24 protein-coding genes are annotated in these 26673 nt (G+C 72.8%); 14 read left to right on the top strand and 10 right to left on the bottom strand.

The window, feature by feature from the left end; translation table 11 throughout:
• Window positions 1-42 precede the first annotated feature (42 nt).
• From polA to FB470_RS29195, 4 genes are all read left to right on the top strand, one after another.
• Entirely contained in the window at window positions 43-2778 is a 2736-nt protein-coding gene (gene polA / locus FB470_RS29210) for a DNA polymerase I (protein WP_306996616.1), read from the top strand.
• 21 nt (window positions 2779-2799) lie between these two features.
• Window positions 2800-3240 carry a helix-turn-helix domain-containing protein gene (locus FB470_RS29205; protein ID WP_306996615.1) on the top strand — a complete coding sequence of 147 codons (441 nt, stop codon included), beginning with the start codon at window positions 2800-2802 and terminating at the stop codon, window positions 3238-3240.
• Between the two features lie 30 nt (window positions 3241-3270).
• Window positions 3271-3702: a VOC family protein gene (locus tag FB470_RS29200; RefSeq protein WP_306996614.1), complete on the top strand. Its 432-nt coding sequence runs from the start codon at window positions 3271-3273 to the stop codon at window positions 3700-3702.
• A gap of 755 nt (window positions 3703-4457) precedes the next feature.
• A complete protein-coding gene (locus FB470_RS29195) occupies window positions 4458-5063 on the top strand; it encodes a Rossmann-fold NAD(P)-binding domain-containing protein (RefSeq protein WP_306996613.1) in 606 nt (201 codons plus the stop codon).
• Between the two features lie 20 nt (window positions 5064-5083).
• On the opposite strand, the gene FB470_RS29190 is transcribed toward FB470_RS29195, so the two are convergent.
• From FB470_RS29190 to FB470_RS29170, 5 genes are all read right to left on the bottom strand, one after another.
• Complete coding sequence (locus tag FB470_RS29190; protein ID WP_306996612.1) at window positions 5084-5668, bottom strand: TetR/AcrR family transcriptional regulator; 585 nt, start codon at window positions 5666-5668, stop codon at window positions 5084-5086.
• The gene (locus FB470_RS29185) at window positions 5665-7545 is read right to left on the bottom strand and encodes a YhgE/Pip family protein (RefSeq protein WP_306996611.1); all 1881 of its coding nucleotides are present in this window, start codon (window positions 7543-7545) and stop codon (window positions 5665-5667) included. The genes FB470_RS29190 and FB470_RS29185 overlap by 4 nt, the downstream gene beginning before the upstream one ends.
• Window positions 7542-8195 carry an ATP-binding cassette domain-containing protein gene (locus tag FB470_RS29180; RefSeq protein ID WP_306996610.1) on the bottom strand — a complete coding sequence of 218 codons (654 nt, stop codon included), beginning with the start codon at window positions 8193-8195 and terminating at the stop codon, window positions 7542-7544. The genes FB470_RS29185 and FB470_RS29180 overlap by 4 nt, the downstream gene beginning before the upstream one ends.
• A 71-nt stretch (window positions 8196-8266) precedes the next feature.
• Window positions 8267-9190, bottom strand: a complete 924-nt coding sequence (locus FB470_RS29175) for a GNAT family N-acetyltransferase (RefSeq protein WP_306996609.1) — start codon at window positions 9188-9190, stop codon at window positions 8267-8269.
• Entirely contained in the window at window positions 9181-10062 is an 882-nt protein-coding gene (locus tag FB470_RS29170; RefSeq protein WP_306996608.1) for a class I SAM-dependent methyltransferase, read from the bottom strand. The genes FB470_RS29175 and FB470_RS29170 overlap by 10 nt, the downstream gene beginning before the upstream one ends.
• A gap of 273 nt (window positions 10063-10335) precedes the next feature.
• On the opposite strand from FB470_RS29170, the gene rpsA reads away from it, so the two are divergent.
• On the top strand, window positions 10336-11832 hold the full coding sequence (gene rpsA, locus FB470_RS29165; RefSeq protein WP_306996607.1) for a 30S ribosomal protein S1: 1497 nt from the start codon (window positions 10336-10338) through the stop codon (window positions 11830-11832).
• Between the two features lie 125 nt (window positions 11833-11957).
• Here the strand turns inward: rpsA and FB470_RS29160 are convergent, their stop codons facing one another.
• On the bottom strand, window positions 11958-12593 hold the full coding sequence (locus FB470_RS29160) for a TetR/AcrR family transcriptional regulator (protein WP_306996606.1): 636 nt from the start codon (window positions 12591-12593) through the stop codon (window positions 11958-11960).
• A gap of 144 nt (window positions 12594-12737) precedes the next feature.
• Here FB470_RS29160 and folP point away from each other — a divergent pair, with 144 nt between their 5' ends.
• Entirely contained in the window at window positions 12738-13550 is an 813-nt protein-coding gene (gene folP / locus FB470_RS29155; protein ID WP_306999537.1) for a dihydropteroate synthase, read from the top strand.
• Between the two features lie 38 nt (window positions 13551-13588).
• Here folP and FB470_RS29150 read toward each other — a convergent pair whose 3' ends face one another.
• Both FB470_RS29150 and FB470_RS29145 read right to left on the bottom strand, forming a co-directional pair.
• Window positions 13589-14053 (bottom strand): hypothetical protein, encoded by a 465-nt coding sequence (locus FB470_RS29150; RefSeq protein ID WP_306996605.1) that lies wholly within the window; start codon window positions 14051-14053, stop codon window positions 13589-13591.
• A gap of 122 nt (window positions 14054-14175) precedes the next feature.
• On the bottom strand, window positions 14176-14922 hold the full coding sequence (locus FB470_RS29145; RefSeq protein WP_306996604.1) for an IclR family transcriptional regulator: 747 nt from the start codon (window positions 14920-14922) through the stop codon (window positions 14176-14178).
• Window positions 14923-14982: 60 nt separating this feature from the next.
• On the opposite strand from FB470_RS29145, the gene FB470_RS29140 reads away from it, so the two are divergent.
• Both FB470_RS29140 and dmpG read left to right on the top strand, forming a co-directional pair.
• Window positions 14983-15894, top strand: a complete 912-nt coding sequence (locus FB470_RS29140) for an acetaldehyde dehydrogenase (acetylating) (RefSeq protein WP_306996603.1) — start codon at window positions 14983-14985, stop codon at window positions 15892-15894.
• Window positions 15891-16913 carry a 4-hydroxy-2-oxovalerate aldolase gene (gene dmpG / locus FB470_RS29135; protein WP_306996602.1) on the top strand — a complete coding sequence of 341 codons (1023 nt, stop codon included), beginning with the start codon at window positions 15891-15893 and terminating at the stop codon, window positions 16911-16913. Before FB470_RS29140 ends, dmpG begins: the two co-directional genes overlap by 4 nt.
• Here dmpG and FB470_RS29130 read toward each other — a convergent pair.
• Entirely contained in the window at window positions 16910-17500 is a 591-nt protein-coding gene (locus FB470_RS29130; protein WP_306996601.1) for a TetR/AcrR family transcriptional regulator, read from the bottom strand. The two genes, dmpG and FB470_RS29130, sit on opposite strands and share 4 nt — an antisense overlap.
• 48 nt (window positions 17501-17548) lie before the next feature.
• Between FB470_RS29130 and FB470_RS29125 the strand changes: the two genes are divergently transcribed.
• The 6 genes from FB470_RS29125 to cobA all read left to right on the top strand — a co-directional run bounded on the left by FB470_RS29125 (window position 17549) and on the right by cobA (window position 25832).
• A complete protein-coding gene (locus FB470_RS29125; RefSeq protein ID WP_306996600.1) occupies window positions 17549-18472 on the top strand; it encodes an oxygenase MpaB family protein in 924 nt (307 codons plus the stop codon).
• Window positions 18469-19494, top strand: a complete 1026-nt coding sequence (locus FB470_RS29120; protein ID WP_306996599.1) for an LLM class F420-dependent oxidoreductase — start codon at window positions 18469-18471, stop codon at window positions 19492-19494. The genes FB470_RS29125 and FB470_RS29120 overlap by 4 nt, the downstream gene beginning before the upstream one ends.
• Before the next feature lie 119 nt (window positions 19495-19613).
• A complete protein-coding gene (locus FB470_RS29115) occupies window positions 19614-21644 on the top strand; it encodes a neutral/alkaline ceramidase (protein ID WP_306999535.1) in 2031 nt (676 codons plus the stop codon).
• 78 nt (window positions 21645-21722) lie between these two features.
• Window positions 21723-23024, top strand: coding sequence for an MFS transporter (locus tag FB470_RS29110; RefSeq protein WP_306996598.1), 1302 nt, complete (start codon window positions 21723-21725; stop codon window positions 23022-23024).
• Window positions 23021-24442 (top strand): pyridoxal phosphate-dependent decarboxylase family protein, encoded by a 1422-nt coding sequence (locus tag FB470_RS29105; protein ID WP_306996597.1) that lies wholly within the window; start codon window positions 23021-23023, stop codon window positions 24440-24442. The genes FB470_RS29110 and FB470_RS29105 overlap by 4 nt, the downstream gene beginning before the upstream one ends.
• Window positions 24443-24602: 160 nt before the next feature.
• Window positions 24603-25832 (top strand): uroporphyrinogen-III C-methyltransferase, encoded by a 1230-nt coding sequence (cobA, locus tag FB470_RS29100; RefSeq protein ID WP_306996596.1) that lies wholly within the window; start codon window positions 24603-24605, stop codon window positions 25830-25832.
• Here the strand turns inward: cobA and FB470_RS29095 are convergent.
• Complete coding sequence (locus tag FB470_RS29095) at window positions 25820-26647, bottom strand: alpha/beta fold hydrolase (RefSeq protein ID WP_306996595.1); 828 nt, start codon at window positions 26645-26647, stop codon at window positions 25820-25822. The two genes, cobA and FB470_RS29095, sit on opposite strands and share 13 nt — an antisense overlap.
• Window positions 26648-26673: the final 26 nt, after the last annotated feature.

Below are 26673 nucleotides of genomic sequence, written 5' to 3'. Positions count from 1 at the left end.
GCTCGCGCGGTTCTGTCGGTGCCCCACCCTAGACTCGCACCCGTGAGCCCCAGTCAGAAGCAGCCAGTAGCCAACGCCACAGCGACGCCGCCCGCCGGAGGACGACCGCGGCTGTTGCTGATCGACGGCCACTCGATGGCCTACCGCGCCTTCTTCGCCGTGCCGGCGGACCGGTTCAAGACCTCGACCGGCCAGGTCACCAACGCGGTGTTCGGGTTCACCTCGATGCTCATCAACCTGCTGCGCGACGAGCAGCCCACGCACCTCGCGGTGGCGTTCGACGTGTCGCGGCAGACGTTCCGCTCGGAGACCTTCGCCGACTACAAGGCGACGCGCACGTCCACGCCGGACGAGTTCAAGGGGCAGGTCGACCTGGTCAAGGACGTGCTCGGGGTGCTCGGCGTCCCGGTCCTGACCAAGGAGAACTACGAGGCCGACGACATCATCGCCACACTCACCACGCAGGCGACGGCCGAGGGCTACCAGGTCCTGATCTGCACCGGTGACCGGGACGCGCTGCAGCTGGTGGACGACTCGGTGACGGTCCTCTACCCGCGCAAGGGCGTGTCCGACCTGGTCCGCTACGACCCGGCCGGGGTGTCGGAGAAGTACGGGCTCACCCCGTCCCAGTACCCGGACTTCGCGGCGCTGCGCGGCGACCCGTCGGACAACCTGCCCGGCATCCCGGGGGTGGGGGAGAAGACCGCGACCAAGTGGATCCAGCAGTTCGGGTCGCTGGCCCAGCTGATCGACCGGGTCGACGAGGTCAAGGGCAAGGTCGGCGACGCGCTGCGCGCCCACCTCGACTCGGTGATGCTCAACCGGCAGCTCACCGAGCTGGTCCGGGACGTGCCGCTGGAGGCGGTGCCCGCCGACCTCGCGCTGCGGCCGTGGGACCGGGACGCGGTGCACCGGCTGTTCGACGAGCTGGAGTTCCGGGTGCTGCGCGACCGGCTGTTCCAGACCTTGTCCAGCGCCGAGCCGGAGGCCGAGTCCGGGTTCGAGGTGTCCGGCGCGGCGGTGCCCGCCGGCGGGCTGGCCGCGTGGCTGTCGCAGCACACCAAGACGGGGCAGACGGTCGGGCTGTCGTTCCGCACCACCGGTTCGTCGGTGCGCTCCGACGTCCAGTCGATCACCCTGGCCGCGCCGGGCGGCGAGGCCGGGTACGTGGACGTGACGGCGCTGGACGAGGCCGACGAGCAGGCACTGGCGGCGTGGCTGGCCGATCCGGCGATCCCCAAGGCCGGGCACGCGATGAAGGTGCCGCTGCACGCGCTGCGGGCGCGCGGCTGGACGCTGGCCGGTCTGGCGATGGACACCGAGCTGGCGGCGTACCTGGTCCGGCCGGGTCAGCGCTCGTTCGAGCTGGACGACCTGGTGCTGCGCTACCTGCAGCGCGAGCTGCGCGACGACAGCGACTCCGGCGACGGGCAGCTGTCCCTGCTCGACGGCGACGACGGTGACCAGACGCTGGTGCAGGGCGAGCTGGTCCGGGCCAGCGCGGTCGCCGAGCTGGCCGGGGCGCTGAGCGGTGAGCTGGACAAGATCAGCGGCGCCAAGCTGCTGGGTGACATCGAGCTGCCGCTGCTGCAGGTGATCGCCGAGGTCGAGGCGGCGGGCGTGGCGGTCGACATCGAGCAGCTGACCGCGCTGGAGGCGCACTACGGCGCCCGCGTGAAGCAGGCCGCCGAGGCCGCCTACGGCGTGATCGGCAAGCAGGTCAACCTCGGTTCGCCCAAGCAGCTGCAGGTCGTGCTGTTCGACGAGCTGGGCATGCCGAAGACCAAGCGCACCAAGACCGGCTACACCACCGACGCCGAGGCGCTGCAGACGCTGTTCGAGAAGACCGAACACCCGTTCCTGCAGCACCTGCTGGAGCACCGCGACGCCACGCGGCTGAAGAGCACGGTCGAGGGGCTGCTCAAGTCGGTCGCCGACGACGGGCGCATCCACACCACCCTGCACCAGACCATCGCGGCCACCGGACGACTGTCCTCTGTGGACCCGAACCTGCAGAACATCCCGATCCGCACCGAGGAAGGCCGCCGCATCCGCGACGCCTTCGTCGTCGGCGACGGCTACGCGGAGCTGCTCACCGCGGACTACAGCCAGATCGAGATGCGGATCATGGCGCACCTGTCCGAGGACGCCGCGCTGATCGAGGCGTTCCAGTCCGGGTTCGACTTCCACGCCGCGACGGCCGCGCGCGTGTTCGGTGTCGACCCGGCCGAGGTCACCGGCCCGCAGCGGGCGAAGATCAAGGCGATGAACTACGGCCTGGCGTACGGGCTGTCGGCCTACGGCCTGTCGCAGCAGCTGCGGATCTCCACCGAGGAGGCCCGCGAACTGATGACCGAGTACTTCGCCCGTTTCGGCGGGGTGCGCGACTACCTGCAGAGCGTCGTCACCGAGGCGGGCAAGGTCGGCTACACCGAGACGATCTTCGGCCGCCGCCGCTACCTGCCCGACCTCAACAGCGACAACCGGCAGCGCCGCGAGATGGCCGAGCGGATGGCGCTGAACGCGCCGATCCAGGGCAGCGCGGCCGACATCATCAAGGTCGCGATGATCGGGGTGCACCGGGCGCTGACGGAGTCCGGGCTGTCGTCGCGGGTGCTGCTGCAGGTGCACGACGAGCTCGTGCTGGAGGTGACCGAGGGCGAGCGCGACCAGGTCGAGGAGCTGGTGCGCCGCGAGATGGGCGCCGCCTACGAGCTGGCCGTGCCGCTGGAGGTGTCGGTCGGGTTCGGCCGGTCCTGGAACGAGGCGGCGCATTGACGCCGACGAATCGCTGACGCGATGACCGACAGGGCGGCGGTGGTGGCGCAGGTGCGCCGCGCCAAGGACTGGATGGACGCCCACTACGCCGAACCCCTCGACGTGGGCGCGCTCGCCGCCGTCGCCTGCTGCTCGCGTTACCACTTCAGCCGCTCGTTCGCCGCCGCGTACGGGGAGAGCCCGAAGGCCTACCTGACGCGGCGGCGGATCGAGCGGGCGCAGGACCTGCTGCGGTCGGCGAACCTGACGGTCACCGAGGTCTGCCTCGCCGTCGGGTTCACCAGCCTGGGCACGTTCAGCCGCCGGTTCGCCGAGATCACCGGGCAGACGCCGAGCGAGTACCGGGCGCGGGCGCGGTCGGACGGCCCGCCGCCGGTGCCCGGGTGCTACCTGATGATGTGGACGCGCCCGGCGCCGGGAAGCGCACATTCGGAGAAGCCGCCCGAGCCGCCCGGCCAGTAGCGTTCGGTCATCGACGACAGGAGGTTCGTGATGATCAAGGGACTGTCCCACTCCAGCGTCTACGTGCTGGACCAGGACTCGGCGAAGGCGTTCTACACCGAGAAGCTCGGTTTCGAGGTGCGGCAGGATCTGCGGATCGGGGACTTCCGCTGGCTCACGGTGGGCCCGGCCGAGCAGCCGGACCTGGACTTCATCCTGATGAAGCCGGGCCCGCCGCAGCACGACGCGGAGACCGAGAAGCAGATCCGGGAGCTGGTCGCGAAGGGCGCGCTGGGCGGCGGCGTCTGGAGGACGCGCGACTGCCGCCAGACGCACGCCGAGCTGGCGGCCCGCGGGGTGACGTTCCTGCAGGAACCGGCCGAACGGCCGTACGGCATCGAAGCCGTGTTCCGCGACGACTCCGGGAACTGGTTCAGCCTCACCCAGCCGCACTCGTTCGACCCGAGCAAGGACTGGGGGTGACGGCCGCGCCGGTGCCGGTACGCCGCCCGGTGGTGGCGGGGCCCTGTGGCGTGACGGCCGCCGGCGCGGGGTCCGCCGGGTGGTGGCGACGCCGCCGTGTTGGGACGGCTGCGCCGTGGCGGGGCTTCGCCGGGGGTGGCGGTGGCAGCGGGTGGCGCGACGGCCGTGGGTCGTGGGTCCCCGGGTGCGGCGGGCACGGCCGCGCCATGGTGCGGCTTAGCCGGGGTGGCGGCGGCCGCGGTTGTGGCGTGACGGCCGCGAGCGCGCGGGTCCGCCGGGGGCGACACCGCTGTGCGGGATGCCAGCGCTGTCGCGGGGCTCGGCCGGGGGTGCGGCGGCTCCGGCTGCGGCGGGGCCGCCGCCGGCGCGGGTCTGCCGGGGCGACACCCCTGTATGGGATGGCTGCGCGGTGGCGGGGCTTCGCCGGGGTAGCGGTGGCCGCGGTTGGCGTGACGGCCGCCGGCGCGGGGGTTACAGGGTGGTGGCGAGGCGGCCGTGTGGGACGGCTGCGCCGTGGCGGGGCTCCGCCAGGGTGGTTGGTGGCAGCGGCTGTGGCGTGACGGCCGCCAGCGCGGGGTCCGCCGGGGCACGGCGGGCACGGCCGCGCAAAACCTGACCGAGCGTCACGAGCCCGGCCCACCCGTCGACGGCGTGTGACGAGCCTGCCCGGCGGCCGGGGTGTCCGGGGCGTTGCCGCCGGGGAGAGGCCACGTCGAGGGGCTGCCGGGGCGGCGAGCAGCAGGTAGCGTGAGGCCATGGCTGGCAGGAAAGCGCTGATCCTGGCGGGTACGGGCATGCTGGCCGGTGTCGCCCAGGTCTTGACGCGGGAGGGCTGGCACGTGGTGCTGCCGTCCCGGAGGTACCGTCCGCTCGACTGCGAGGTGCGCCCCGGTGCGGCGGCGCTGCGCTCGCTGCGGTCGCCCGGGCACCGGCCCGTCAGTCTCACCGGCCGATCGTGGGGTGGCGGGCGCGCGATCTGGGTCGAGGCGCACTGGGACCGCCCGCGGGAACTCGCGGCGAAGGCCGAAATGGCCCTGCACGGGCCGGCGGACCTGCTGGTGGCCTGGGTCCACGAGCAGTACCGGCGCTCGGTGCTGGGCGCGGTGGAAACCCTGCTCGCCGACGACGCACCGGTGGTGGAGGTCCGCAACGGCCCGGGCGGCAACGAGCCGCCCGACCCGCTGCTGCCCCTCCACCCGACGCAGGTGGTGCAACTCGGCACGGTCTCGGCCTACGACGCCCACCGGTCCCTGGCCGAAGCCGAGATCGCCGAGGGAGTCCTCGACGCGGTCCGGCGCGCCCTGGCCGGGCACGCGACCTCCACCCACCAGGTCGGCCAGCTGCGGCCGCTGGTGCGGTAGCCGACGTCGGGAACCGGCAGCTAGCGCGGGCGAGCCATCCCGCGCACCAGCACCATGATGCCGTCCCGCACTTCGGCGCGGGTGCGGTGCGGCTGGAACACCTGCCAGTCCAGCGCCACCACCAGCAGGGTGCCGAACAGCCCGGCCGCGGCGGTGGGCACGTCGACGCCCTCGGGCAGCCGCCCGGCGTCGGCGACCCGCTGCAGCTGCTCCTTCACGATCGAGACGATGTCCTCGCGCAGCAGCGACAGCGTTTCGTGCCACTGGCCGGGCGTCCGCCACAGCTCGCTGACCAGGATCTGCGAGAAGCCCCGGTACTCGGCGATGAACTCGAGCCCGGTGTCCACCAGCGACTCCAGCGCGACCACCGGGTCGGGTTCGCCCGAGTGCTCCCGCAGCCGCTCGGCGAGCTGGCCGACGCCGTAGCGCAGCAGCGCGTCGATCAGCCCGTCCTTGCTGCCGAAGTTGTAGTAGACCGTGCCCTTGGCGACCCCGGCCTCCGCCGCGATCTCGTCGACGGTCAGCCCGGCCAGCCCCTTCGCGGTGGCCAGACGCAGGGTCCCCTCGAACAGCTTCTGCTTCGTGCTCCCGCCGCGCGCGCTCACAGCGCCAGCTCCGGTTGCAACTTCGACACCGTCCACACCCGCTGTTTGCGCGCGGCCAGCGCCGACACCGCCAGCGCCCCGGCGAGGTAGGCGACCAGGACGCCGATGTCGAGCAGGTTCTGCAGCGACGCGCCGGTGTACATCAAGTGCCGCAACCCGTCGACCACATACCCCATCGGCAACACCACGTGCAGCGGGTAGAGCGCGTCGGGCAGGGTCTGCCACGGGAACGTGCCGCCCGCGCTGACGAGTTGCAGCACCAGCAGCACCAGTCCGAGGAACTTGCCGACCGCCCCGAAGAACGCGTTGAGCGCGTGCACGATCGCGGTGAACGTCAGCGACGCCAGGATCGCGAACGCCAGCGCGCCCACCGGGTGCGCGATGTGGATGCCGACGAACCAGGTGACCGCCGCGAACAGCACGACCACCTGCGCGATGCCCAGCAGCGCCGACGGCAGCCACCCGCCGAGCGCGACCCGCAGCGGCGCCGTGCCGGCCGCGATCGCCCGTGACGACAGCGGCCGGACCAGCAGGAACAGCACGAACGCACCGATCCAGGTGGCCAGGGCGAGGAAGAACGGGGCGAGCCCGGCGCCGTAGGTGCCGGCCGAGGCGACACCCACCGAGTTCACCGTCACCGGATCGGCGATGGTGTCGGCCGTCGCGGTGCGGGCCGGGTCATCCGGGTTGGGGATCTGCTGCAGGCCCGCGACCAACCCGTCCCGCAGCTGTCCGGCCCCGGTCGCGAGCTGCTGGGTACCGGACAGCGCGGTCTTCTCGCCGTCGTCGAGCCGGGCCGCGCCCGTGGACAGCGTGCTCGCGCCGTCGGCCGCCTGCGCGATGCCCCCGGACAGCGCCGGCGCGGAGTTCGCCAGGGTGTTCGCGCCCGCGGCGACCCGCCGCGCGCCGTCGGCGAGCTGGTTCAGCTGCGCGGAGGTCTGCTGAACCCTGGCGTTGGCCTGGTCGACCGGTGCCCGCAGATCACCCAGGACGCCCTGCACCCGCTGGATGTCGGTCTCCGACAGCCCGGCGGCCCGCAACCGGTCGGTGAGCTGGTTGTGCACGTCGTCGAGGTTGCTGACCAGCTGGGCCGACCCGCTCGCGACGGCGGCTCCGGCCGCGGCGACCTGGCTGTTGCCGTCGGCGACCTGCTGCGCGCCGTCGGCCAGCTGCCGGGTGCTCTGCGGCAGCGTGGCGGTGCTCGACTTCAGGGTCCCCAGCCCGGACGACAGCTGCGCGCTGCCGGCGGCCAGCTGCTGGGCGCCGTCGGCGAGCTGCTGCTGGCCGGACAGCAGCCGGTTCGCGCCGTCGGCCAGCTGGGTGGCGCCGTCGGCGGCCTCCTGCGTCTTGCCGTAGATCGTGGAGAAGCCCATCAGGAACCGGTTGGCGGCCTCGCTGCCCACCTTCTCCGCGATCGTGCTGCGGATCTGCTCGGCCACCTGGTTGGCGATGGTGTGCGACAGGTAGTTGTTCGCGTCGTTGGTGGTCAGCTGGATGGTGGCGCGCTGCGGGGTGAAGTCCCCGCTCGAGGTCAGGGCGGCGGAGAAGTCGCGGGGGATGGTGATCGCGAACGAGTACCGGTCGTCGCGCACCCCGGAGTCGGCCTCGGCGGCGGTGACCTCGTGCCAGCCGAACGTGCCCGAGCCGACGACCGAGGAGGTCACTTCGGCGCCGATGTCGCGCCCGGCGGCGCCCGCGTCCTCGTTGACGATCGCCGCGGGCAGCTTGCCCAGGCGGCCGTAGGGGTCGAAGTTGGCGTAGAGGTAGAACGACGCGTACAGCAGGGGGACGAGCACCAGCGCGGCCACGGCGAGCTTGGGCAGCTTGCCGGAGGTCAGGCGGCGCAGTTCCCCGGCGGCGAGGCGGAGGCCGGTCACTGCGGATCTCCTTGCACGAGTTCGGGTTCGGGCTGCTCGGTGCGGCCGAGCCGGGCCGGGGGAGCGGGCAGCACCCCGGGCGGGGTGGTGGCGGTCAGCACGACGACGGCGAACCCGCGGTCGGCGTAGGTGCGGGCGAGGTCCGCCCAGCTCGCGACGTCGCTGGTGTGCCGGTCGGGCGTGTCGAGCACGAGCAGGCGCACGCCGGGCCGCGCCGCGGCGAGCGCGGTGAGCAGCCCGGTGCGCTCGGCGGGGGCGAGGTGCTCGAAGCGGGTACCGGCCCGGCCGGCCAGGTCGTGCTCGCCGAGCCACCGCGCGACCGCGTCCTTCCCGGCGGGCAGTCCGCCGAGGGCCAGCTCTTCGGCGACGACCATCCGCACCGGCAGCGACTCCTCCGGCGCGGTGATCTCCGGCGCGTCCACCACGGCGCCGGCGGCGCGCAACTTCGCGGCGTCGGCCGAGCCGTCGAGGGTGACGAGCCCCGTCGTGGGCCGCATCCGCCCGGTGAGGGCGAGGCCGAAGGCGGTGACCCCGGCACCCGGCTCGCCGTGCACGAAGGCGAGTTCGCCCTCGGTGACGGCGAGCGAGGTCTCCGGCAGCACTGTGCCGTGCGGCCCTTCGACGGTGACCCGGTCGGCGTGCACCCGCACAGGACCCCCTTCTTTGAACTGACTGGTCAGTTCAAAGAGTACGACCGGTCCCGGCGGACGGCAACTCGGGGTCAGCGCAGCGCCGACGCCGGCCGCACCTCCCAGTACGACCACACCGGGCGGTACCCCTGCCGCGGCCAGAACACCGAGGACAAGGGGTTGGCCGGGTTGAAGTACAGGTAGGTCGCGCGGGCGCCGCGCTCGTGGAAGTCGCGGTGCACCCGCGCCATCAGCGCGCGCCCGATGCCTTCGCCGCGAACGTGCTCGCTGGTCGCGACGCTGTTGACGTAGCCCCACTGCCCGGCGGGCAGCAGTTCGGCCGCCCACGAGCCGGGCAGCGCCTCCACCCAGCCGCAGTCGGCGAGGGCGACCGCGACGCCGTCCCGTTCGGCCAGCCAGATCGGGGCGCCCGCGGCGAGGTTGCGCGCCAGCCGCGGGGTGATCATCTCCGCGGTGCCCGCACGCCACGGCCCGGCGACCAGGCTGGAGTAGCGGAACGTGGCCAGCGACAGCGCCACGACCTCCTCGAGGTCCTCGGGGCCGGCGCGGCGGATGGTCACGCCGGGCGGGAGGGGGTGCTCGGCCGGCGGAGCCGTGCGCACCGCGAGGACGGACAGCGGGATCAGTCCGTGGTCGAGGAACGCCCGCACCGCCTCGGCGTCCCGGCTCGGCCACGTCACCGTGCAGGAGGAGTCCGGGCCGGGCGACTCGCGGTCCATGCGGTGCCGCCACGCCCGCAGCAGCGCGTCCATGCCCTCGGTGCCGGTGTCGCCGGTGACCGGGAACAGCTGCCACACCTGCGCGGCCGACCAGAGCAGGTCGAACGAGCCGGGCTCGTGCCGCTGGACCTGCACAACCCCGCTGACCCGGGTGCCGTCGGCAGTGGCCGCGACGAGCACGTCGCCCTCCGGCGGCGGCGCGGCCGGCGGAAGCATCGGGTCCAGGGCGGCGAACCGGGCCCGCTGCGCGGACAGCAGCGCCGCGCTCACGGACACGCGCGGGCCCGGAAGATCGCGGTGCCCGGGAACAGCTTGCCGCGCAACGGGCTCCACTGCCCCCACACGCGCGTGTGCCCCTCCGGCCACTCCGGCTCCAGCAGGTCCTCGAGCACGAACCCGGTGGCCGTCAGCGCCCGCACGTAGTCGCCCACGGTGCGGTGGTACTCGACGTAGGTCGCGCGGCCCTGCCCGTCGATCTCCACGTAGGGGGTGCGGTCGAAGTAGGGCTGACTGGCGGTCAGCCCGGCCGGGCCCGGGTCGTCCGGGAAGATCCACCGCATCGGGTGAGTCACCGCGAACACCCAGGGCGCTCCCGGCCGCACCACGCGGCGCACCTCGGCGAAGACGGTCTCGATCGAGGCGACGAACGGCAGTGCGCCGAAGGCCGAGCACGCCGCGTCCATGCTGCCGCCGGCCAGCGGCAGCCGCTCCGCGGTCGCCTGGACCAGCGGGACGTCGATGCCGGTGCGGGCGGCGCCCTCGCGGGCGTGCCGGAGCATGCCCGCCGACAGGTCGAGCCCGACCGGCCGCGCGCCCGCGGTGGCGAGCCAGCGCGAGCAGGCCGCCTGGCCGCAGCCGATCTCCACCACCCGGCGGCCGCCGACCTCGCCCAGCAGGTGCACGTCCGCCTCGCGCAGGCCTTCCGGGCACCACACGAAGTCCGCGTCGCCGAGGAAGCCGCCGTGGGCCGCCTGGTAGTCGTCGGCGTCGGCGTCCCACCAGGCCAGGTTCGCCGTCGTCGCCTCCCGCGCGCCCACGTCGCGGTGAGCCACGCCGACCGTGCCCAGGCGGTGTTCGGCCCTGGTGTGCCGGTCCGGGTCGAGCTCCCCGCCGCCGTTTCCGTCGTCGTCGATGTCCGCCGTCGTCACACCGGTATTCTCACCGGCGGGCGGCCGGACGTCCGGGTGGGCGACCCTGTTTGTCTGGCACGCGGGCGGCCGCGTACGATATCTCTAGCGCAGTGGGTTCGCGCTACCTTCCACTCGGCCGAGCTGAGCCGGGTTCCGGGTCGCGCACCGTCGGCGGTGATGCTCCGCGGCCGTTCCGTTGTGAACGTTTGCTCATGGTTGCCGTCGCACGCCCACCGCGCGCGCAAACTGCAAACCTACTCGAGCCGTAAACCAACCGGAGCAACCCACCTAATGACCACCGACACCACCACCGCCCCGACGTCCGGCGCCGCCCAGGTCGCCGTCAACGACATCGGGTCGGAGGAAGACTTCCTCGCCGCGATCGACAAGACGATCAAGTACTTCAACGACGGCGATATCGTTGAGGGCACCATCGTCAAGGTCGACCGCGACGAGGTGCTGCTCGACATCGGTTACAAGACCGAGGGCGTCATCCCCTCGCGTGAGCTGTCCATCAAGCACGATGTCGATCCCGGCGAGGTCGTCAGCGTCGGTGACGAGGTCGAGGCCCTTGTCCTCCAGAAGGAGGACAAGGAGGGCCGGCTGATCCTGTCCAAGAAGCGCGCCCAGTACGAGCGCGCCTGGGGCACGATCGAGGAGCTCAAGGAGAAGGACGAACCCGTCAAGGGCACCGTCATCGAGGTCGTCAAGGGCGGCCTGATCCTCGACATCGGCCTGCGCGGCTTCCTCCCCGCCTCCCTCGTGGAGATGCGCCGGGTCCGCGACCTGCAGCCCTACGTGGGCCGCGAGCTCGAGGCCAAGATCATCGAGCTGGACAAGAACCGCAACAACGTGGTCCTGTCCCGCCGGGCCTACCTCGAGCAGACCCAGTCCGAGGTCCGCAGCGAGTTCCTCAACAACCTCGCCAAGGGCCAGGTCCGCAAGGGCGTCGTGTCCTCGATCGTCAACTTCGGTGCGTTCGTCGACCTCGGCGGCGTGGACGGTCTGGTGCACGTCTCGGAGCTGTCCTGGAAGCACATCGACCACCCGAGCGAGGTCGTCGAGGTCGGCCAGGAGGTCACCGTCGAGGTGCTCGACGTCGACATGGACCGCGAGCGCGTGTCCCTGTCGCTGAAGGCCACCCAGGAAGACCCGTGGCGCCAGTTCGCCCGTACCCACGCGATCGGCCAGATCGTGCCGGGCAAGGTCACCAAGCTCGTCCCGTTCGGCGCGTTCGTCCGCGTCGAGGAGGGCATCGAGGGCCTGGTGCACATCTCCGAGCTGGCCGAGCGCCACGTGGAGATCCCGGAGCAGGTCGTGCAGGTCGGCACCGAGGTCATGGTCAAGGTCATCGACATCGACCTGGAGCGCCGCCGGATCTCGCTGTCGCTGAAGCAGGCGAACGAGGGCTTCACCCCGGACAGCGAGTTCGACCCGACGCAGTACGGCATGGCCGCCGAGTACGACGACCAGGGCAACTACATCTACCCCGAGGGCTTCGACCCCGACACGCAGGAGTGGCAGGAAGGCTACGACAAGCAGCGTGAGGAGTGGGAGCGCCAGTACGCCGAGGCGCACGCCCGCTACGAGGCCCACATGCGGCAGATCGCCAAGGCTGCCGAGGCCAACGCCCAGGCGGCGGCCGAGGAGGCCACCGGTGGCCCGGTCGGCGGCGGCGAGCAGAACTACAGCTCGACCGGCGGCGGTGCGGAGCAGCGCAGCGGCGGCACCCTCGCCAGCGACGAGCAGCTCGCGGCTCTGCGCGAGAAGCTGTCGGGCGGCGCGTGAGCGTCTAGCCCCGGCTGACTGATCGTCACGTGGCCCCCGGTCTCCGCGGAGACCGGGGGCCACAGTCGTGTCCGCGGGATCCGCCGGCCGCCGGCGTCGGGCCGGTGGTGGCGTGGGCGGCGGGGTCAACCCAGCCGGAGATCGAGTCCGGTGAGCATGGCGCGGACGCCGGACGTGAACAGGTCGTCGTAGGCGTCGTCCGAGGTTTCGATGAACCACTTCGGCGGCGTGGTCCGCGCGCGCTGCGTCAGCTCGACGCTCACCAGCCCGTGCATCGTCGTCCAGATCAGGTACCCGGTGGTGTTCGGGTCCTTCCCGGGCGGCATCACCGGCATGATCCGGTCCACGAACAGGTCGAAGGTGCTGCGCTGCGCGTACGCCCGCAGATCCGGGTCCGGGTCGAAGCCGGGCACCGACTGCTCGAACATGAACGCGTACCGCGCCGGGCTGTCCAGCGCGAACCGGCGGTAGGCGTGCGCCAGGGCCAGAATCCCCGCCACCGGGTCGCCGGGAACCCGCGGCGCCGCCACGAACTCCTCGCCGAGCATCTCGAAAGTGCGCTCGTACAAGGCGTCCAGCACGCCGTTGCGGCCGCCGAACCGCGTGTAGACCCCGATGGTCGAGGTGCCGGCCGCTTCGGCGACACTGCGCACGGTCAGCCCGGACACGCCCTGCCTGAGGAGAACGGTCAGCGCGGCCTGCAGGAACCTCTCCCTGCTGTGGCTGTCGGCAGGCCCCGCCGGACCGTGTCGGGTGGCCATCAGCGCGCACCCCCTTCGCTCTCCTGGAAGCAACTTAGGCCATAACGCGCGTTATCGCGCACCCGCCACGGCAGGCATGATGAGGTCGTGGCAGTCGACTTGGTCTTCCGCGGACGGCGCATCGTCTCCGACCGCGCGCTCGTGATGGCGATCGTGAACCGCACGCCCGACTCCTTCTACGACCGGGGTGCGGCCTTCGCCGACCCCGATGCCCTGGCGGCCGTGGGCCGGGCCGTCGCCGAAGGGGCGGACATCGTGGACATCGGCGGCGTCAAGGCCGGCCCCGGCAGCGATGTCGGCGTGGCCGAGGAGATCCGCCGGGTCGTCCCGTTCGTCGAGGAGATCCGGCGACGGCACCCGGACCTGGTGATCAGCGTGGACACCTGGCGGCACGAGGTCGGGCGGCTGGCCTGCGAGGCGGGCGCCGACCTGCTCAACGACACGTGGGCCGGCGCCGATCCGGAGCTGGCGGAGGTGGCGGCCGAGTTCGGCGCGGGCTACGTCTGCTCGCACACCGGGGGAGCGGTGCCGCGCACGCGCCCGTTCCGCGTCCGCTACGACGACATCGTCGGGCAGGTGACCGAGGAACTCACCCAGCGCGCCGAGGCCGTCGTGGCGCTCGGGGTGCCGCGCGGCGGCGTCCTGATCGACCCGACGCACGACTTCGGCAAGAACACCTGGCACAGCCTCGCCTTGCTGCGCCACGCGGACGTGCTCACCGCGACCGGCTGGCCGGTCCTGATGGCACTGTCCAACAAGGACTTCGTGGGCGAGACGCTGGGCGCGGGGATCACCGAGCGCCTCGACGGCACCCTGGCCGCCACGGCTCTGGCCGCACGCGACGGCGCGCAGGTGTTCCGGGTGCACGAGGTGCAGCAGACGCGCCGCGTGCTGGAGATGGTCGCGACGATCGCGGGGGAGCGCCCGCCCGCCCAGGCGGTGCGGGGCCTGGCCTGAGCCCGGCCCCGCGTGCCGGGGAAGTGGTGAAAGCGCTCTCAGCGGGCGGAGCCGTTGAGCCCGTGCAGGACCCGCTGCAGGATCTGCGAGTCCAGGAAGTCCGGCTCCGGCAGGGGTTCCTGCGGCGGGTACTCGGTGGCGGGGCTGGGCAGGCGGTGCGGGGACCGGGTGGGGAGGGCGCCCGTGAGGCCGGTGGGCAGGGGCAGCTCGCACCACGCGGTCCGGTGCCCGCCGGGGAGGGCGACGGTGTTGATGGTCCAGCCGGGCAGCTCGGGGGGCTCGCCGGGGCGGTCGTCGTCGAGTTCGACGACCACGACGTCGCGGTGCAGGCGCAGCCGCACGGTCAGGAACCGGGGTGATCGTTTGTCGGCGCCCTCCACCGAGGACCGCACCAGGTGCCGGATGACCGTCGCGCCGTCGTCGGCCAGCGGCTTGAGCTTCCACTCCAGGAGCGCGAAGCGGACGAACATCTCGGCGCAGTTGACAGCGCTCGGTGCAGCCACGAGCCGAAGGTCGTCAACCTGGGTGGTCGCGGTGGTCACGCCAATCCTCCCTAACATCCCGTGGCCTGGGCGATACGGCCACGAGCCCCGTACGTGTCGATCTTCCCCGGTGGTGCGCGACCCTACGGCAAGGCCCGCGACAAAGCGAGAGCCGCCGTGCGCACCGCTGGAGAGACGCGTTCGACCCGGACCCGGTTGCTCCAGCCCGAGATCGAAATCGCGGCCCGCGCCCGACCGGTCGCGTCGAGCAACGGACTGGCTGCACAGGTTACGCCCACCCTCGATTCCTCTCGTTCGTAGGCGACCCCCTCCGTGCGGACGCGCTCGAGCTGGCGCCGCAACAGCCCCGGCGCGGTGATCGTGCGCGGCCCCACCCTGGGCAGGCCCGCGGCGAGCACGGTGTCCAGCACGGAGGACGGCGAGTGCGCCAGGATCGCCTTGCCCACGGCTGTGGCGTGGGCGGGGAAGCGGCCGCCGATCCGTGACGGCAGGGCCGGCGCGTCCGGGCCGCGCACGATGTCGAGGTAGACCACCTCGATTCCCTCGAGCACCGCGAGGTGCACCGTGTTGCGGGTGGCTTCCCGCAGGTCGGCGAGGTAGGGGCGGGCGGCGTCGGTGAGTTCGCGCTCCCGGCCGGCCAGCTGCCCGATCTCGAACAAGCGCAGCCCGAGCCGCACGCCGGTGCCGTCACGTTCCAGCAGGCGGCTGGTGACGAGGTGCCCGGTGAGCCGGTGCACCGACGACTTGGGCAGGCCGGTGCGGCGCGCGAGCTCGGACGCGCCCAGCGCGCGGTCGCCCGGGCGGAACGCGCCGAGCAGCGCGGCGATCCGGGCCGCGGTCATCCCGTCGTCCCGCTCAGCGGCACACATGCGTTGAGTGTGCCCCAGTGCGGCGAGCACGGTGGAGCCGACCCCGAAAGGAGTGGGCGCATGAGCACCCGCAAGGTACGAGCCGCGATCGTCGGGCCGGGCAACATCGGCACCGACCTGCTCGCGAAGCTGCGCCGGAGCGAGCGCGTCGAGGTGGCCTACATGGTCGGCGTCGATCCGGCTTCCGAGGGCCTCCAGCGCGCCGCCGCCCTGGACGTGGAGACCTCCGCCGAGGGCGTGGACTGGCTGCTGGCGCGCGACGAGCTCCCGGAGATCGTTTTCGAGGCGACCTCCGCCAAGGCCCACCTCGCCCACGCGCCGCGGTACGCCGAGGCCGGCATCCAGGCCGTGGACCTCACGCCGGCCGCCGTCGGCCCGTTCACGTGCCCCGCGGTGACCCCGCCCGACCAGCTCGGCGCGGCGAACTTCAACATGATCACCTGTGGCGGGCAGGCGACGATCCCGATCGTGCACGCCGTCTCCCGCGTCACCGAGGTGCCCTACGCCGAGATCGTCGCGTCGGTGTCGTCCCGCTCGGCCGGCCCGGGCACGCGCGCGAACATCGACGAGTTCACCGAGACGACCGCGAAGGGGCTGGAGGTCGTCGGCGGCGCGGCCCGGGGCAAGGCGATCATCATCATCAACCCGGTCGAACCGCCGCTCATCATGCGCGACACCGTGTTCTGCGCGATCTCGCCGGAGGCGGACCGGGACGCGATCACCGAGTCCATCGAGCGGATGGTCGCCGACGTGCAGGTCTACGTGCCGGGCTACACGCTCAAGGCGGCGCCGCAGTTCGACGACCCGCGGCCGGGCTGGCAGGGCCGGGCCCGGGTGGCGGTGTTCCTGGAGGTGGCGGGCAACGGCGACTACCTGCCGCCCTACGCCGGGAACCTGGACATCATGACCGCCGCCGCGGCCCGCGTGGGCGAACTGCTCGCGGCCGAGCGCACGCAGGAGGTGCCGGCATGACCGAGCCGGAGGTGCGACTGGTCGACACGAGCCTGCGCGACGGCAGCCACGCGATGGCGCACCAGTTCACCGAAGCCAACGTTCGCGACACGGTCCGCGCTCTCGACACCGCCGGGATCTCGCTGATCGAGGTGACCCACGGCGACGGCCTGGGCGGGTCGACCTTCAACTACGGGTTCTCGCTCGTCGACGAACGGCAGCTGATCGCCGCCGCCGTCGACGAGGCCGAGCAGGCCACCATCGCCGTGCTGCTGCTGCCCGGACTGGGCACGGTGACCGACCTCAAGGCCGCCGCCGACCTGGGCGCCGGCGCGGTGCGGATCGCCACCCACTGCACCGAGGCGGACGTGTCGGTCCAGCACTTCACCGAGGCGCGCAAGCTCGGGCTGGAGACCGTCGGGTTCCTGATGCTGTCCCACATGGCCACGCCGGAGACGCTGGCGAAGCAGGGCCGCATCATGGTCGACGCCGGCTGCCAGTGCGTGTACGTGGTCGACTCCGCGGGCGCGCTGATCCTGGAGGAGGCGTCGGACCGCGTGGCCGCGCTGGTCGCCGAGTTCGGCGACGCGGCCCAGGTGGGCTATCACGGGCACCAGAACCTCAGCTTCGGCGTGGCCAACTCGGTGCTGGCCCACCGGGCGGGCGCGAAGCAGATCGACGGCTCGCTCGTCGCGCTCGGCGCGGGCGCCGGGAATTCGCCGACCGAGGTGCTGGCCGCGGTGTTCGAGCGGCTCGGGGTGCGGACCGGTGTGGACAAGGACGTGCTGATGGACGCGGCGCAGAACGTCGTCAAGCCGTTCATCACGCGGCTGCCGGTGATGGACCGCTCCTCGATCGTGCAGGGGTTCGCCGGGGTGTACTCGAGCTTCCTGCTGCACGCCGAGCGCGCCGCGGAGCGGTACGGCGTGCCCGCCCACGAGATCCTGTACCGGGTGGGGGAGAACCGCTACGTCGGCGGGCAGGAGGACATGATCATCGACATCGCCCTCCAGCTCGCCCGGGAGCGCGAGTCCGTTTAGGACGAACGCGCCAGCAGGCGCACGCAGTGCTCGACGAGGCGCTCGCGGGACATCTCCGGTGTTCCGGACAGATAGGCGGTGAACAGGTGGGTCAGCGCGCCGACGAGGCCGATCGCGGTCAGCTGCCGGTCGAGGGCGTCCATGCGCTCGGGCAGCTGCTCGCGGACCAGGCCGGCGAAGGCGGGCAGCAGCGCCACCCCGCGGGCGGACAGGGCCGGGTCGGTGATCGGCGCGAGCAGCAGGACCCGGCCCTTGCGCGGATCGTCCAGCAGCAGCTCGACGAAGGCGGTGACGGCCGCCTCGGCGCGCTCGGCCGGGTCCCTCCCGCTGTCCGGCACCGCGTCCACCAGGGCCCGGTGGGCTTCGGCGGCGACCTGCTCGTAGACGGCGACCACCAGCTCCTCGCGGTCGGCGAAGCTCTCGTAGAAGTAGCGCTCGGTGAGCTTGGCCTGCCGGCACACGGCGCGCACGGTGACCGCGGCGCTGCCCGCCGTGCCGAGCAGGTCGAGCCCCGCGTCGAGCAGCTGGGCGCGCCGCGCCGCCCGGCGGTCGCTCAGCGTGGTGCCCGCCCAGGTCTTCTCGGTCATCCGGCCTCACAATTGACTACAGGTGTTGTCAATTGTAGCGTTCGGATCATGGCACCGCAGCCCCTGGGCCCCGATTCCCTGACGTGGAAGTACTTCGGCGACTGGCGGACCCTCCTCATGGCACTGTGGGCCGGGGCGATGCAGAACATGCACCCCGAGCTCGGCGCGGGGGTGGAGCAGCACTCGCGGTTCTTCGCCGAGCGGTGGGAGCGGCTGTTCCGCTCGCTCTACCCGATCGGCGGCGTGGTCTACGACGGCCCGCGGGCGGCCGAAACCGCCCGCGCGGTGCGCGGCTACCACGACACGATCGGCGGCGTCGACTCCCGCGGCCGCCGCTACCACGCCCTGAACCCGGGCACGTTCTACTGGGCGCACTCGACGTTCTTCATGCTCACCGTGGTCGCCGCGGAGCGGATGATGGGCGGGCTGAGCGAGGCGGACAAGCGGCGGCTGTTCGACGAGCACGTCCAGTGGTACCGGCTCTACGGCATGAGCATGCGGCCGGTCCCGGGCTCCTGGGAGGAGTTCGGGGAGTACTGGGACCACATGTGCACCGAGGTGCTCGAGGACAACAAGGCCACCCGCGACGTGCTCGACCTGACGGGGATCGCGAAGCCGCCCGCGGTGTCCTGGATGCCCGACGCGGTGTGGCGGGTGCTGCGGGTGGTGATCGCGAGGTCGTTCGTGTGGTGGACCGTCGGCCTGTACCACCCGGCCGTGCGGGCGCGGCTGGGCTTCCGCTGGTCGCGGCGCGAGGAGGCGCTGCACCGGCTGATCGGCCGCGGGATCGGGTTGGCGTTCCGGTTCGTGCCGCACGACCGCCGGTACCACCCGCGCGCCCGCGCGGCCTGGCGCCGGGTCCGCGGTGAGGTTCCCGTGGACGCCCCGCTCGTGGAGACGCCCGCGCGCAACCTGCCGCCACTGTCCGAACGGGACAGTCCCACGCACTACGCACCCCGGGAGGTGTCGTGAAGCTCGGCTATCACATCGGTTACTGGTCCTCGCATCCGCCGGAGGGCGCGCTCGAGGCGATCCGGACCGCGGAGGAGCTGGGGTTCGACTCGGTGTGGACGGCCGAGGGGTACGGCTCGGACGCGCTGACCCCGCTGGCCTGGTGGGGCGCGGCGACCTCGCGGGTCAAGCTCGGCACGAACATCATCCAGATGTCGGCCCGCACCCCGACCGCGACGGCGATGGCCGCGATGACGCTCGACCACCTGTCGGGCGGCCGGTTCATCCTCGGCCTGGGCGCGTCCGGGCCGCAGGTCGTGGAGGGCTGGTACGGGCAGCCGTACCCGCGGCCGCTGGCCCGGACCCGCGAGTACGTGGAGATCGTGCGCCGCGTGGTCGCCCGTCGCGAGCCGGTGACGTTCGAGGGTGAGTCCTACCAGTTGCCGCTGCGCGGGGGGACCGGTCTGGGCAAGCCGTTGAAGTCCACAGTGCACCCGCTGCGCCCGGACATCCCGGTCTACCTGGCCGCCGAGGGGCCGAAGAACGTGGCGCTGGCGGCCGAGATCTGCGATGGCTGGCTGCCGTTGTTCTTCTCCCCGAAGAGCGACGCGTTCTACCGGGCGGCGCTGGCGGAGGGCTTCGCGCGCCCGGGAGCCCGTCACACGCAGGAGGACTTCGAGGTGGCCGCCTCGGTGCCGGTCGTCGTGCACGACGACGTCGAGGCCGCGGCCGGGCTCATCAAGCCGTCGCTGGCGCTCTACATCGGCGGCATGGGGGCCAGGCAGGTGAACTTCCACAAGGACGTCTTCGCGCGCCTGGGCTACGCCGACGTGGCCGAGAAGGTGCAGGAGCTGTACCTGGCGGGCCGCAAGGACGAGGCCGCGGCCGCGATCCCGACCTCGCTCGTGGAGGACACCTCGCTGATCGGCCCGCCGGAGAAGATCCGCGCGGAGCTGGCCGCCTGGGAGGACACCGTGGTGACCACGCTGCTGCTGCGCGGGGACGCGCCCACGTTGCGGAGGATCGCGGCCGCGCTGGGATGAGGCGGGGCGAGGGCGGTCCGGGCGCGGCCCTCCGATCGAGGGGTTGGCACATCGCCCCGCGCTCTTCTAAGCTCCGTCAAACCTGAAATGGCTTCATGTCTGACGGAGGTGGGGCGCCGATGCCCGTGAGCCGCAGGAGCGTCCTGGCCGGAGCGGCCGCTGCCCCACTCGCCGTGGGCGCCCTGACCGCACCGGCGGCGGCCGCGGCAGCAACGACCACGGCAGGCGGGCGCTACCTGATCGGCGTGGGCATCGCCGACGTCACCGGCCCGGCCGCCGAGTACGGGATGATGGGCTACTCGATGCCGCAGCAGCAGACGGCCGGCATCCACCAGCGCACGCGCGCCCGGGCCTACGTCGTCGCCGACGCCACCGGCCGCCGGATCGTCTACGTCAACGCCGACCTGGGCGCGTTGTTCCAGTCGGTGCACCAGGGCGTCCTGGCCCGCCTCGCCGGGCACTACGGCGATCTCTACACCGAGCGCAACGTGCTGCTCAACGCCACCCACACGCACGCGGGCTGCGGCGGGTCGTCCTGGTACGCCGCCTACAACCTGTCGATCCTGGGGTTCCAGCGGCAGGCCTACGACGCCCAGGTGGACGGCATCGTCGAGGCGATCGACCAGGCGCACCGCACCCTCGCGCCGGGCACCATCACGCTCGGCCGCGGCGAGCTGACCGACGCCAGCGTCAACCGCTCGCGCACCGCGTTCGAGCGGAACCCGCGGGCGGACAAGGACCACTTCCCGCTGTCGATCGACCCGGCGGTGACCGTGCTGCGCTTCCGGCAGGGCGGCCGGGACGTGGGGGCGATCGCGTGGTTCGCCACCCACGGCACGTCCATGACCAACGCCAACAAGCTGATCAGCGGCGACAACAAGGGCTACGCCGCCTACGCGTGGGAACACGGGCAGGGCACGCGCTACCTCGACGGCGATCCGGCGTTCGTCGCCTGCTTCCCGCAGACCAACTCCGGCGACATGTCCCCGAACCTGAACCTCGGGCCCGGCTCCGGACCGACGGAGAACGAGTTCGACAACACCCGCATCATCGGCGAGCGCCAGTTCACCGCCGCCAAGGCCGCCTACGACTCCGCGACCGAACCGGTCACCGGGGAGCTGGACTTCCGCTTCTGCTACGTGGACATGTCGAAGGTGACCGTCGACGGCCGCTACACACCCGACGGGCGCCGGCACACGACCGCGACCGCCGCGATCGGCGTGTCGATGCTCGCGGGCAGCACCGAGGACGGCCCCGGCCTGCCGCTGCCGGAAGGGGTCCGCAACCCGTTCCTCGACGCACTCGCCGGGATGGACGCGCCGATCCCGCAGGCCCTGGCCGACGCGCAGGCGCCGAAGGTGATCGCGGTCCCGTTCGGGGCGATGAAGCCGTACCCGTGGGCGCCGGAGGTGCTGCCGCTGCAGATCCTCCGGCTCGGGCAGCTGTACCTGGTCGGCGGGCCCGCGGAGTACACGATCGTCGCCGGGCTGCGCATCCGCCGCACGATCGCCGCCGAACTGGGCGTGCCGTTGGAGAACGTGATCATGCAGGGCTACGCGAACGCCTACAGCCAGTACGTCACCACGCCGGAGGAGTACGACGCGCAACAGTACGAGGGCGCATCGACGCTGTTCGGCCGCTACACGCTGCCGGCCTACCAGCAGGAGTTCGCCCGGCTCGCCGCCGCGATGCCGTCCGGCACGAGCGTGCCGCACGGCCCGGTGCCCCGGGACCTGTCGGACGACCAGCTGAACTTCCAGCCCGGCGTGGTGGTGGACTCGCCGCCGCCGCTCAAGCGGTTCGGCGACGTGCTCACCGAGGCGCGCGGCGGCTACCGGCGGGGCGAGCAGGTACGGGTGGAGTTCGTGACCGGCCACCCGAAGAACGACCTGCACCGGAACGGGACCTTCCTGGAGGTGCAGCGCCTGGCGGAGGGCACCTGGGTGCGGCACGCCGACGACGGCGACTGGGCCACCCGGTACCGCTGGACGCGCACCTTCCTGGCCGAGTCCACGGCGACCGTCACCTGGGACATCCCCGCGAGCACCCCGGTCGGCAAGTACCGCATCGTCCACTTCGGCGACGCGAAAGGCCTCGACGGCACGATCACCCCGTTCACCGGCACCTCACGCGCCTTCGTCGTCTCGTAACGAATCGCGCCCGGTGCGTGCGCCCGGGGCGCGGCGGTGACACGATGCGGGCGATCATCGGGTGTCGATCGGAGGACCATGGTCGCCCTACCGGCCAAGACCAGGCTCGGCTACTCCGCCGGGTCGTTCGTCACCGGCGCGTTCGGCACGGTGCCCGGCCTGTTGCTGCTGCCCTACCTCACCGACACGATGGCCGTGCCGGGCGCGGCCGCCGGCGCGATCGTGCTCGTGCCCAAGGCGTGGGACGTCGTGTTCAACCCGGTCGCCGGGCGGCTGTCCGACGCGAGCCTGTCGAAACGCGGCAGCAGGCGGCCGTTCGTGCTGTTCGGCGGGATCGGCGTCGCGGTGCTGTTCGCGGCGATCTTCGCCCACCCCGGTTTCGGCAGCACACCGCTCGACGCCGGGTACGTCGTCCTCGCCTTCTTCCTGTGCGCCACCGCGTTCGCGTTCTTCCAGGTGCCCTACAACGCGCTGCCCGCGGAACTGACCGAGTCCTACGACGAGCGGACCCGCCTCACCAGCTGGCGCATCGGCCTGCTCGCGATCGCGATCCTGGTCTCCGGCGGTGGCGCGCCCGAGATCACCAACCAGGTCGGCGGCATCACCGGCTACCGCGTCATGGCCATCGCGATGGGCGTGATCATGATCTTCGGCACCATCGCGGTCTACCTGGGCACCCGCGGCGCCCCGGTCGGCAACCTGCGCCCGACCACCCCGGGCCGGCGCGAGCTGCTGGCCACCATGCGGCAGTGGCGGCCGTTCCGCTGGCTGCTCGGCGTCTACTTCGTCCAGTCGCTCGGCCTGGCCACTCTCCTGGCCGGGGTCAACTACGCGTCCCGCTACGTGTTCGGCGACGCGGGCCTGCAGACCTACCTGTTCGTCGGGTTCGTGCTCCCGGCGCTGCTGACCATGCCGCTGTGGCCGCGCATCGGCGCGCGGTGGGGCAAGCTGTGGGGCTTCCGGTTCGCCTGCCTCGCCTTCGGCGCGGGCAGCGCGGGCCTGTGCGCGGCGCTGGTGCTGCCGGTCGGCGTCTCGTTCGTGTTCGTCGCGCTCGCCGGCGTCGGCTACGCCGGCATCCAGGTGTTCCCGCTGGCGATCCTGCCGGACCTGATCAGCGCCGAGGAGGAGCGCACCGGCGCCACCCGCGCCGGGATCGCAGCCGGGGTGTGGACCGCGTCGGAGACCCTGGGCCTCGCGCTCGGGCCGGGCCTGTTCGGGCTCGTGCTCTCCGCGGGCGGCTACGTGTCCAGTGTGGACGCTTCGGCCACCCAGCCGGGCACTGCCGTCACCGCGATCCTGCTCGGGTTCTCCCTGCTGCCGGGCATCCTGGTCCTGGCCGGCCTGCCGCTGCTGCGCCGCTCGGTGCTGGAGGCGCGATGAGGCCCGCCCGCGAGGTCCTCGCCCAGCTGCGCGAGCTGCGCGCGGGCGACCTGCCCACCCACGGCGGCCGCACCCTGGCCTACGTCTACGACAGCGGCCTGTCCGGAGTGGACGACCTCGCGGCGCAGGCGCACGCGCTGGCCTCGTCCGCCAACGGCCTCGACCCGACGGCCTTCCCGAGCCTGCGGCGCCTGGAGAACGACCTGGTCGCCGCGGCCGCCGGGCTCGTGGGCGGCACCCCGTCCACCGTGGGTGCGGTGACCTCCGGCGGCACCGAGTCCTGCCTGCTCGCGGTGCTCGCCGCCCGCGAGGGCCGCCCGGACGTGCCCGCGCCGAGCATGGTGCTGCCCTCGACCGCGCACGCCGCGTTCCACAAGGCCGCGCACCTGTTCCGGGTGCGGCCCGTCGTGGTGCCGGCCGACCCGGTCACCTTCCGCGCGGACCCGGACGCGATGGCCGCGGCGATCGACGACACGACCGTGCTGGTCGTGGCCAGCGCCCCGTCCTACGCCCACGGCGTGCTCGACCCGATCGCGCCGATCGCCGCCGCGGCCGCCCGGCGCGGGGTGCGGATGCACGTCGACGCCTGCATCGGCGGGTGGATCCTGCCGTTCCTGCGGCGCCTGGGGCGTCCGGTGCCGGAGTTCGGGTTCGCCGTCGAGGGCGTCACCAGCGTCTCGGTCGACCTGCACAAGTACGCCTACTGCCCCAAGGGCGTGTCGGTGCTGCTGCACGCCGACGCGGAGCTGCGGCGCGGTCACTACTTCGCCAGCGCCGGCTGGCCCGGCTACACGATGCTGAACAGCACACTCCAGTCCACCCGCTCCGGCGGCCCGCTCGCCGCCGCCTGGGCGGTCGTCCAGCACCTCGGCGACGACGGCTACCTGGAGCTGGCCCGGCAGACACTCGCCGCCGTGACCGCACTCGCCAAGGGCGTCACGGAGATCGACGGCCTGCGCCTGCTCGCCGAACCGGACTCGACGCTCGTCGCCCTGACCACCGGCGACGACAGTTTCGACCTGTTCACCGTCGCCGACGAGATGCGCGTGCGCGGCTGGTACGTGCAGCCGCAGTTCGCCCACGAGTCCTCGCCGGTCAACCTCCACCTCACGGTGACCGCCGCGAACCGGGGCAGCGAAGCGGAATTCCTCGCCGACCTGCGCGCGTCGGTCGGCGCGGCGCGGGAAGCGGGACCGGTCGTCGTGGACGAGAACGTGGCCGCGTTCGTCGCCGCGCTCGACCCGGACGCCCTGACCCCGGACCAGTTCGCCGGCCTGCTCACCGCGGCCGGGATGGGTGGCGGGGCGGGGCTGCCGGACCGGATGGCGGAGATCAACGCGCTGCTCGGCACCGCGCGTCCGGCCCTGCGGGAACGGCTGCTGCGGGAGTTCCTCGGCATGCTGTACCGCCCCGACTAACCGTTCCCTGCCGCCGTTTCCCCGGTGCTCGGTTCCGCCACGTGATCGTCGAGGTGGGGCGGTTCGGGCCGGGCGTTCAAGGGTGCCGGCGATACGGAGTTGCTCACACTCCCGCAACCCTGAGGTGTCTTCGGGGCTGCCGGCAGGCATGCTTGTCCGCATGCCTGAAGACCAGCACTACCTCGTCGGCCTCGATCTCGCCGGGCGGCGCGTGGTGCTCGTCGGCGGCGGGACCGTCGCCCAGCGCCGGCTGCCGCGCCTGATCAGCGCCGGCGCCGCGGTCGAGCTGATCTCCCCGGCGACCACCCCGGCGGTGAGCGGGATGATCGACGCCGGCGAGGTGGTCTGGCACCAGCGCCGCTACGCCGACGGCGACCTCGACGGCGCCTGGTACGCGCTGGCCTGCACCGACGACCCCGAGGTCAACGCCGCCGTGTGCGCCGAGGCCGAGCGCCGCCGCGTGTTCTGCGTCCGCGCCGACGCCGGCACCGAGGGCAGCGCCGTCACCGCCGCCGTCGGCCGCCACGAGGGCCTCGTCCTCGGCGTCCTGTCCGGCGGCCAGCCGCTGCGGTCGGCCGCGGTGCGGGACAACATCGTGGAGGCCCTGCACACCGGCGCGATCGCCGACGACATCGCCCCGCCGGACGCCGCCGAGCTGCCCGGCGTCGCGCTCGTCGGCGGCGGCCCGGGCGATCCGGAACTCATCACCGTCAAGGGCCGCCGCCTGCTCGCCCGCGCCGACGTCGTGGTGGCCGACCGGCTCGCGCCGCGCGAGCTGCTCGACGAGCTGTCCCCCGACGTGGAGGTCGTCGACGCCGCCAAGATCCCCTACGGCCGCGCCGCGAGCCAGGAGTTCATCAACGCCACCCTGATCGAGCACGCCAAGGCCGGCCGGTTCGTGGTCCGCCTCAAGGGCGGCGACCCGTACGTGTTCGGCCGCGGCTTCGAGGAGCTGCTGGCCTGCGCCGAGGCCGGGGTCCCGGTCACGGTGGTGCCGGGCATCACCAGCTCGATCGCCGGTCCCGCCGCCGCCGGCGTGCCGGTCACCCACCGCGGGGTCGCGCACGAGGTGGTCGTCGTGTCCGGGCACGTCGCGCCGGACCACGAGAGCTCGCTGACCGACTGGGCGGCGCTGGCCAAGCTGCGCGGCACGATCGTGCTGATGATGGGCGTGGAACGACTCGGCCAGTTCGCCCGCGCGCTGCTCGACGGTGGCCGCCCGGCCGGCACGCCGGTCGCGATCGTGGAGAACGGCACCATGCCCACCCAGCGCGTGCACCGCTTCACCCTGGACACCGCCGCCGAGAGCGCGAAGGCCGCCGGGGTGCGGCCGCCCGCGGTGATCGTGATCGGCCCCGTCGCGGGCCTGCTGCCGGATCAGCTCCGGTAGCAGCGGCGCACGAAGTCCAGGATCGCCGCGGTCAGGCGTTGCGGGTCGAACCGCAGCTCGACCGGGCTGCGGGCCTGCACGAACTCCGCGTCGGGCAGGTCGGCGGCCAGCGTGTCGGCGTCGCCGAACGGGTGGATCGGGTCGCCCTGGTGGCCGATCACCAGTGCCGGCACCGCGATCCGGCGGCGCACCGACCGCGGCGGCGCGATCCGGCCGAAGAACACGCCGTGCAGCAGCGCGGCCATCGCCGCCGGGCGCTGGTCGAGGGTGTCGGTGACGACGTCGACCCACTGGCTGCCGTGCGGCACCAGCGCGGCCGCCTTCGCGACCGCCCGCACGCCGAACGGCACGAACCGGGCCGCGAACAGCAGCGGTGTGAAGGCCAGCAGGCCGGCCACGATCGCGTTGTCCAGCACCGGCATCTCCACCACGATGCCGCGCAGCCGCTCCGGCGCCGTCACCGCGGCCTCCAGCGCCACGTTCGCGCCCAGTGACGTCCCGCCGACCACCGCCCGGTCGATGTCCAGGTGGTCCAGCAGCGCCACCACCTGGTCGCCGAACGCGGGGATGGAGTAGTGCCACGACTCGCCCGGCCGGTCCGAGTCGCCGTGCCCGAGCAGGTCCAGGGTGATCACCCGGAACCCGTCCGCGGCGAGCCTGCGGGCGAGCGGGGCGTGCATCCGCCGGGTGAACATCAGGCCGTGTGCGAGCACGACGACTTCATCGCCGGTGCCGAACTCGGTGTAGCAGAGCCGATGGCCCTCGAACGTGAACGCGGCGGCCAGTCCGGTGGTCTCCAGGGGACGGGTCAACATGACGATCAGGAAACCATCCCGGCACG

The sequence above is a fragment of the Amycolatopsis thermophila genome (assembly GCF_030814215.1).
GTDB lineage: Bacteria > Actinomycetota > Actinomycetes > Mycobacteriales > Pseudonocardiaceae > Amycolatopsis_E > Amycolatopsis_E thermophila.
This window is presented reverse-complemented; position numbering and strand designations above follow the sequence as displayed.

Excerpts from the sequence above, each read along its gene's own strand:
- FB470_RS29205 (WP_306996615.1), top strand. The coding sequence starts at position 2,800 with ATGACCGACAGGGCGGCGGTGGTGGCGCAGGTGCGCCGCGCCAAGGAC.
- FB470_RS29200 (WP_306996614.1), top strand. The coding sequence starts at position 3,271 with ATGATCAAGGGACTGTCCCACTCCAGCGTCTACGTGCTGGACCAGGAC.
- FB470_RS29195 (WP_306996613.1), top strand. The coding sequence starts at position 4,458 with ATGGCTGGCAGGAAAGCGCTGATCCTGGCGGGTACGGGCATGCTGGCC.
- rpsA (WP_306996607.1), top strand. The coding sequence starts at position 10,336 with ATGACCACCGACACCACCACCGCCCCGACGTCCGGCGCCGCCCAGGTC.
- FB470_RS29160 (WP_306996606.1), bottom strand. The coding sequence starts at position 12,593 with ATGGCCACCCGACACGGTCCGGCGGGGCCTGCCGACAGCCACAGCAGG.
- folP (WP_306999537.1), top strand. The coding sequence starts at position 12,738 with ATGGCGATCGTGAACCGCACGCCCGACTCCTTCTACGACCGGGGTGCG.
- FB470_RS29145 (WP_306996604.1), bottom strand. The coding sequence starts at position 14,922 with ATGTGTGCCGCTGAGCGGGACGACGGGATGACCGCGGCCCGGATCGCC.
- FB470_RS29140 (WP_306996603.1), top strand. The coding sequence starts at position 14,983 with ATGAGCACCCGCAAGGTACGAGCCGCGATCGTCGGGCCGGGCAACATC.
- dmpG (WP_306996602.1), top strand. The coding sequence starts at position 15,891 with ATGACCGAGCCGGAGGTGCGACTGGTCGACACGAGCCTGCGCGACGGC.
- FB470_RS29130 (WP_306996601.1), bottom strand. The coding sequence starts at position 17,500 with ATGACCGAGAAGACCTGGGCGGGCACCACGCTGAGCGACCGCCGGGCG.
- FB470_RS29125 (WP_306996600.1), top strand. The coding sequence starts at position 17,549 with ATGGCACCGCAGCCCCTGGGCCCCGATTCCCTGACGTGGAAGTACTTC.
- FB470_RS29115 (WP_306999535.1), top strand. The coding sequence starts at position 19,614 with ATGCCCGTGAGCCGCAGGAGCGTCCTGGCCGGAGCGGCCGCTGCCCCA.
- FB470_RS29110 (WP_306996598.1), top strand. The coding sequence starts at position 21,723 with ATGGTCGCCCTACCGGCCAAGACCAGGCTCGGCTACTCCGCCGGGTCG.
- FB470_RS29105 (WP_306996597.1), top strand. The coding sequence starts at position 23,021 with ATGAGGCCCGCCCGCGAGGTCCTCGCCCAGCTGCGCGAGCTGCGCGCG.
- cobA (WP_306996596.1), top strand. The coding sequence starts at position 24,603 with ATGCCTGAAGACCAGCACTACCTCGTCGGCCTCGATCTCGCCGGGCGG.
- FB470_RS29095 (WP_306996595.1), bottom strand. The coding sequence starts at position 26,647 with ATGTTGACCCGTCCCCTGGAGACCACCGGACTGGCCGCCGCGTTCACG.